The 6,594-nt window shown below is 39.9% G+C and carries 6 protein-coding genes; 4 read left to right on the forward strand and 2 right to left on the reverse strand.

The genetic code is table 11. From position 1 onward, the window contains the following. Nucleotides 1-6 precede the first annotated feature (6 nt). The 3 genes from E0F88_RS28935 (at nt 7) to E0F88_RS28945 (ending at nt 2,696) form a co-directional block, all read left to right on the forward strand. Nucleotides 7-753: an acyl-CoA desaturase gene (locus E0F88_RS28935; RefSeq protein ID WP_131961827.1), complete on the forward strand. Its 747-nt coding sequence runs from the start codon at nt 7-9 to the stop codon at nt 751-753. A gap of 94 nt (nt 754-847) precedes the next feature. After that, a complete protein-coding gene (locus E0F88_RS28940; RefSeq protein ID WP_131961828.1) occupies nt 848-1,885 on the forward strand; it encodes an aminopeptidase in 1,038 nt (345 codons plus the stop codon). Between the two features lie 16 nt (nt 1,886-1,901). Then, nucleotides 1,902-2,696 (forward strand): DUF3108 domain-containing protein, encoded by a 795-nt coding sequence (locus E0F88_RS28945; protein ID WP_131961829.1) that lies wholly within the window; start codon nt 1,902-1,904, stop codon nt 2,694-2,696. Here the strand turns inward: E0F88_RS28945 and E0F88_RS28950 are convergent. Together E0F88_RS28950 and dnaA are read right to left on the reverse strand one after the other, a co-directional pair. Further along, nucleotides 2,671-3,660 carry a GNAT family N-acetyltransferase gene (locus E0F88_RS28950; RefSeq protein ID WP_131961830.1) on the reverse strand — a complete coding sequence of 330 codons (990 nt, stop codon included), beginning with the start codon at nt 3,658-3,660 and terminating at the stop codon, nt 2,671-2,673. The genes E0F88_RS28945 and E0F88_RS28950 overlap by 26 nt on opposite strands. Before the next feature lie 43 nt (nt 3,661-3,703). Further along, a complete protein-coding gene (gene dnaA, locus E0F88_RS28955; RefSeq protein WP_131961831.1) occupies nt 3,704-5,131 on the reverse strand; it encodes a chromosomal replication initiator protein DnaA in 1,428 nt (475 codons plus the stop codon). Between the two features lie 267 nt (nt 5,132-5,398). Between dnaA and E0F88_RS28960 the strand changes: the two genes are divergently transcribed. Continuing rightward, nucleotides 5,399-6,594 (forward strand): methylmalonyl-CoA mutase family protein (locus E0F88_RS28960; protein ID WP_131961832.1); only part of this gene is annotated, 1,196 nt, incomplete at its 3' end.

Genomic DNA, 6,594 nt, shown 5'->3' on the forward strand with positions numbered 1-6,594 from the left:
CATTGCGTGGAAATATTAATCTTTTTTGTTGCCCATTGGTACTTATCTCTGCTGATGCAAACCTTCTTTCTACATCGTTATGCAGCACATAAAATGTTCACAATGAGTCCTGCCTGGGAAAAAACATTTTATGTACTGACCTGGATTTTTCAGGGATCTTCTTTTCTCAGTCCATATGCCTACGGAGTTATGCACCGGCTTCACCATGCCTATGCCGACACCGAAAACGATCCACATTCTCCGGGTTTTTCATCAAGTCTGATGGATATGATGTGGAAAACAAAGAACTACTACAACAAAATTATTCATAGAACTGATACGATTGAACTCAAATTTAAAAAAGGAGTTCCGCACTGGACTTTTATGGAAAAGTTGGGAGACTCCTGGTTATCCAGGCTTGGCTGGGGAACACTTTACGTTTTATTTTACATTCAGTTTGCCACTTCCTGGTGGATGTTTCTGTTACTTCCCATTCACTTTCTGATGGGCCCCGTCCATGGTGTAATCATCAACTGGTATGCACACAGATACGGTTATATCAACTTTAAAGTAGACGACACTGCCAAAAATCTATTGCCTTTTGATTTTCTAATGATGGGCGAATCCTATCACAATAATCACCATAAGTATGGCGGTAGGGCTAATTTCGGTTTCAGGTGGCACGAATTTGACCCTACTTATCCTTTCATTCTATTGTTAAACAAGCTAAAAGTAATAAAGCTTAAACCCAATAATGACCTCAACTATATGTAAATAGCAAAACATACGATACTTTTGTTTTCCTTCGGGCCGGTTTAACAGACTGGCCTTTTCGGTTTTCGGAACATACTGTATCAAAAGAAAAATTGTGTTAAAAAAAATATTTCTTGCCCTGCTGCTTTTATTGGTCCTGCTGGGCTTTCTGTACAGAGACCTGCTCAGTTACGGATGGATGCAGGCAAAGGGACAGATTGGCATTTTATGGAATGTTCAGGATGTTGAAGAGGTATTAAGAGACCCTGTTTTTCCTGACTCCCTAAAATCAAGAATTCGCCTCATCGAAGAAATTAAGCAGTTTGGCGTTGACTCACTTGGGCTTACTCCCTCCAAAAACTATACTACCTTTTACAATCAGCATGGCAAACCTCTGATCTGGGTGATTACTGCATCAGATCGCTATCGCATCAAAGCTCATCTCTGGAAATTCCCTATTCTGGGTGCTTTTCCTTACAAAGGTTATTTTGATTCAACCCGGGCTGTCAGAGAAGAGAAGGTTTTAATTGATGAAGGCTTTGATACCGATATAGGAGAAGTATCAGCATGGTCGACGCTGGGTTATTTAAAAGACCCTATTCTTTCTAGCATGTTAAAACGAAAAGAAGGCAGCCTGGCAAACCTGATATTGCATGAACTGACACATGGTACACTTTTTGTGAAGAATGATCTTGAATTAAATGAGAATCTGGCAAGCTTTGTAGGTGATCTTGGAGCAATCCGTTTTTTAAGACAGAAATACGGAACGGACTCCAAACAGTTAAAAGCATATGAATTTTCTAAAAAATATAATGATGCCTATTCGCAGCATATTTTAAGGGGAATCGGACGACTTGACAGTTTATATAAAACATTTGGAAGCAAATTGTCTCCGGAGCCGGGTAAGGATTCGTTAAAAAAACACTTGATCCTTAAAATACTTAACGATGCGGATACACTTCTTGGTAACAAAAAAACGTTGAAAGCCAATAGTTACTGGGAAAAGCATCACTTGCCGAATAATGCCTTTTTTATCAGCTATCAGACCTACAAGTCAAAACAAAATATTTTTAAGCAAGAATATGAAACTAAATTTGGCGGGGATTTTAAAAGGTACCTCAACTATTTAAAAGAAAAGTACCCCTCTCTATAAATTTTAAATATCTGGCATGAAGCGCATACACATCATACTATTAGCCTTATTTGTAACTAGCGTATTTATTTGTTTTAAACAACTTGAACCCAACAGAACCATCGCCAACAAAAGCTTTGGTTTTGGGGAAAGAGTTGAATATCGCGTTCATTACGGTTTTATTAATGCCGCCGAAGCCAGAGTAGAAATTGCGAAAAACATAACCGTCGTCAATAACAGACCCTGTTTTAAGATTAATGTAACCGGGCGTACTGTTGGTCCTTTTGATTTGATTTCAAGGGTTCGGGATACCTGGCGTTCTTACGTGGACACCGCTGCCATACTTCCGCACATGTTTTACCAGAATATTCAGGAAAATAAATACCGGAAAGAGCAAACGACGGTTTTCCATCACAATAAGGATATGGCCGTTTCCAGTATCAAAGATGAGTCGAAAACCTTCAACGTACCCAATAATATTCATGACATTATCAGCGGATATTTTTTCCTGAGAACAATCAATTTTGATAAAATAAATGAGGGTGAGGTGATTGAAGTTCCCACATTTTTTGACGGTGATGTATATAAACTTCGTGTCAGATATGTTGGAAAAGATGTAATTAAAACCAAATTCGGCAAGACCCGTGTCTTACGCCTTAATCCGTTAATACCGGATAACAAATTATTTAAAGGAGAAGGAGCCATGCGTTTGTGGATATCCGATGACTCCAATAAAATTCCTCTGAAAGTTCAGGTTGAACTGGTGATTGGTTCTCTGGAGATGGATCTTAAGGAATACAAAGGCCTTAAAAAAGATCTTGCCTGGTTTTAAAAAACCATTTTCGTACATATTGAATCTGTTTTAAGGGAAACGGTAAGCCATTTTTGCTGATATGGATAAACGCAGCAGATTCACCACCAAAGCTTTTATAGAAAGAAGCAATTGACATAACCTGCGGACTTTCAAAATCAAAAAGAATGTCCGATCCGGAATGACTTTCAAAATACCGATTTAAAAGAAAAGTACGTGCGTTTCCTTTACGACCCATCTCATCAGAAGAATTAAACAAATAGATGGTCGTTGAACCATCATTAATAAATAAAGCACCGGCATGTGTCACACCATCTTTTGACACGTATGCAAGTTCAGCGCAGTTCTTTTCAGTCAGTTTTTCAAAAAGACATTTCAGAAGCATATAGGATTTAGGACTTACACCTCCTTCAATTGTGGCTGTATTGTTAGACACAAATAACTCAATCAATGGTTCAATATCCCGGCTCTTGCTGATAGTCCATTTCCATCCCAAACTGCGTTTGAGATTTCGTTTTTTATCAATAGAATATTGCTTTTGAATTTCCAGAAAATTATTTTTTAGCAATAGCCAAACAGTTTCATGAACTTCATACTCCAGTTCCTTTCTTTTACTGAGCAATGAAATAACGGCAGCGTAATTTTTAGGATTAAAACTGTAAGAGGAAATAAAAGGAAAATTTGATGAAAGCGCCGATAGGAAGGCAAAAGCTTGCTCTGGTGTGATTTCAGTTGAAGAGAACAAACCGAGATATTGGCAAAAGAAAGGCTGTTGAACAACTTTGAGAAAATACCTTTTCTTCAATGGCACGGGCATAAGGATTTTAAAATCAGAAGCAGATGGCCAGATCAGCGCATTCCAATCCTCGCAAACCTGGTCCAGATACCAGCTAAAGCCATAAATGACCCTCTCACGTGAACGATCTATACATTCGTCCCACAGCCGGTCATCGATTTCAGAACGCGTCAGCAAAACAGGTTCCAAGTAATTGAGATTTATTGGTTACTTCCTGATAACGAAAGTGAGGCTACTTGAAGTAGCTGCGAAGTTTTTGCAAAGTTTCTTCAACATCCGGCGTTTCATCCATCAGCAAATTAATGCTTTGAATGGAATGAATTACCGTACTATGGTCACGTCCTCCAAAATGATATCCGATCGATTTGAGCGGAAGTTCGGTATATTCTTTGGCTAAAAACATAGCAAGCTGACGCGGATAAACCACTTCCTTTTTCCTGCTTTTGCTTTTCAAATCGGCAATAGTTACCTGAAAATAATCGGCAATAACCTCCTGAATGGTATCGATGGTAACCTCCTTATCCTCGTTCATTACGATATTCCGTAATGTATTTTTGGCAAGTTCAACGTCAATTTCCCTGCGTGTAAGCGATGCCTGTGCCATTAGCGATACAATGACCCCTTCCAGTTCACGCACGTTAGAATTGACACTATGAGCCACATATTCAATTACATCATAGTCAATTGAAATTCCTTCTGACTGGATCTTCTTCTGAATAATCGCAATACGTGTTTCAAAATCAGGCGTCTGCAAATCCGCTGTAAGCCCCCATTTAAAACGAGAAAGCAGCCTGTCCTGCAACCCAACCAACTCTCTGGGCGGGCGGTCACTTGTCATGATGATCTGCTTGCCAAGCTGGTGCAGGTGGTTAAAAATGTGAAAAAAAGTATCCTGCGTTTTTTCTTTACCGGATAAAAACTGAACATCATCAATAGCCAGGACATCTACTTTCATGTAGAAATCGGTAAAATCCTGTAACGTGTTATTTTTTATCGAGTTGATAAACTGATTGGTGAATTTTTCAGAAGAGACATACAGTACCAGTTTGTTATCAAAATGGTTCATGATGTAATTTCCGATTGCCTGCACAAGGTGAGTTTTACCCAACCCTACCCCGCCATACATCATCAGCGGATTGAAAGAAGTAAGTCCGGGACGCTGCGCAACGGCAAAACCAGCTGAACGGGCAAGCCGGTTACAATCTCCTTCTATAAAATTATCAAATGAGTAATTGGGATTCAGATAAGTATCAAGATTCATGGAGTCATGATCTTTCAGCTTAATGATCGATCCCATTCTCGGATCCGTAGCAAAATTATCAGGCTTAGAATAATTGGGCGACTTGGGTGTGGAAACGTTCATAGTCAAAGGCTGATGCTTCTCATTTCCTTTATCCACGATGATTGAATACTCAAGAAGTCCGTCGCGTCCAATTGCGTAATCCAGCGCTTTTCTAAGCAGGTTCACATAATTATCTTCCAGCCATTCGTAGAAAAACTGACTGGGAACCTGAATTGTAAGCACCTTTCCATAAAGCTTTAAAGGACGAATGGGTTCAAACCAGGTCCTAAAGCTTTGATCAGGGATATGCTGCTGAATAACGCTCAGGCATGCATTCCAGATTTGGTCAACTTCTTTGTGTGCGCTTACTCTTTCCAATGTATATTACCCGTAGTCAGAATTCCTAAAAAATCAAAAGGACGCAAAGATATAAAAAATACCTGGTCCGTGCAGATGAAAGTGGTATCCAATTTAGCATCAATTCGCAGTTATCTCAAACCGATCAGTAAATCGCACTGAAATATCAAGGTTTATTGCTACGTTTCTAAAGTACCGCGATTTATATAAATATCTATACCAAATTTGTAGCTTTGTCAACACCTGTCTGGCCGTCTTAGTCGGTACCAGATCTACCAGCTGTTGCTTATGTCCAGGGATTTATTTTCAGAGTTCGAACCGTCCGATAAAGCTGCCTGGAAAACGCAGGCTGAAAAGGAAATTAACAACCCCGTTGGAAAAATATACTCCGGAAATTTTGCCGGTTTGAAACATACTGAACCCTATTACACCGGATCTGAGCTTAATGAGAAACAGGTTGTGGCAATGCAAAGCGCTCAAAAAGAGCAACCCGGCTGGTTGAACATTCCTCATATCCTGACTTCACCAGATCGTATATTTAATACCAAAATAAGGGCAGCACTTTCTTCCGGAGCAGATGGCATTCTGCTTGATTGTCCGTCAGATAAAGACTATGAACATGACTTTTCCAAAATACTCCATGGGGTACGTTTAAGTGAAACGCCTATTTTTTTTCAAACCCGGGAAAAACCGGATTATTTCTTTGATAAGATCTCAAAAATAGCACCGTATTATCTGAAAGGCGGCATTGCTCTTGACCCAATCGCTCACTGGATGACGTCTGGAAGGCCGTTTACCGATTACATTCCCTCGCTGACGGCATTGATTGATAAAACCAAAAAAATGCGGGATTTTTATCCGGTTATGGTTGAAAGCCATGTGTACCACGAGGCCGGAGCGTCGCCCGTTCAGGAACTTGCTTTTGTACTAAATACTCTGGTATGTTACATGGATTTGTTTACAAACGCAGGCATTCTGCCGGAAAAAGTTTTTAACAGCATATTTCTGTCGGTTTCGATCGGAACAGATTATCTGACTGAAATCGCAAAGTTGCGTGCTCTTCGTTTTTTACATAAAAGAATAGGTCGCGCATATGGCTTGTCAAATGATTGCCGCGCCTTCATTCACGCAAAAACCTCTTCATTCTACCACTCTCAGTCGGTACCGCATAATAACATGCTGCGATCAACTTCGGAGGCGATGAGTGCTGTGATTGGCGGTTGCGACGCGCTTACAGTTCAGGCATTTGACCATACTTTTAAAAGTACAAATGAGTTTTCAGAACGTATTGCCCGGAACACGTCTTTGTTAATCTCAGATGAAAGCTACATCAGTCATGTTGCGGATCCATCAGCCGGATCTTATTTTGTTGAAAATTTATCTTTCCAAATGGCTGATGCAGCATGGGATTTATTTCTAAAATCAGAAAAACCGGGTGGTATTGTTCAGTCGTTTGAAAGCGGTTTTATTCAGGAAGAGATTGA

Source organism: Dyadobacter psychrotolerans, assembly GCF_004349265.1.
Classification (GTDB): Bacteria; Bacteroidota; Bacteroidia; order Cytophagales; family Spirosomataceae; genus Dyadobacter; species Dyadobacter psychrotolerans.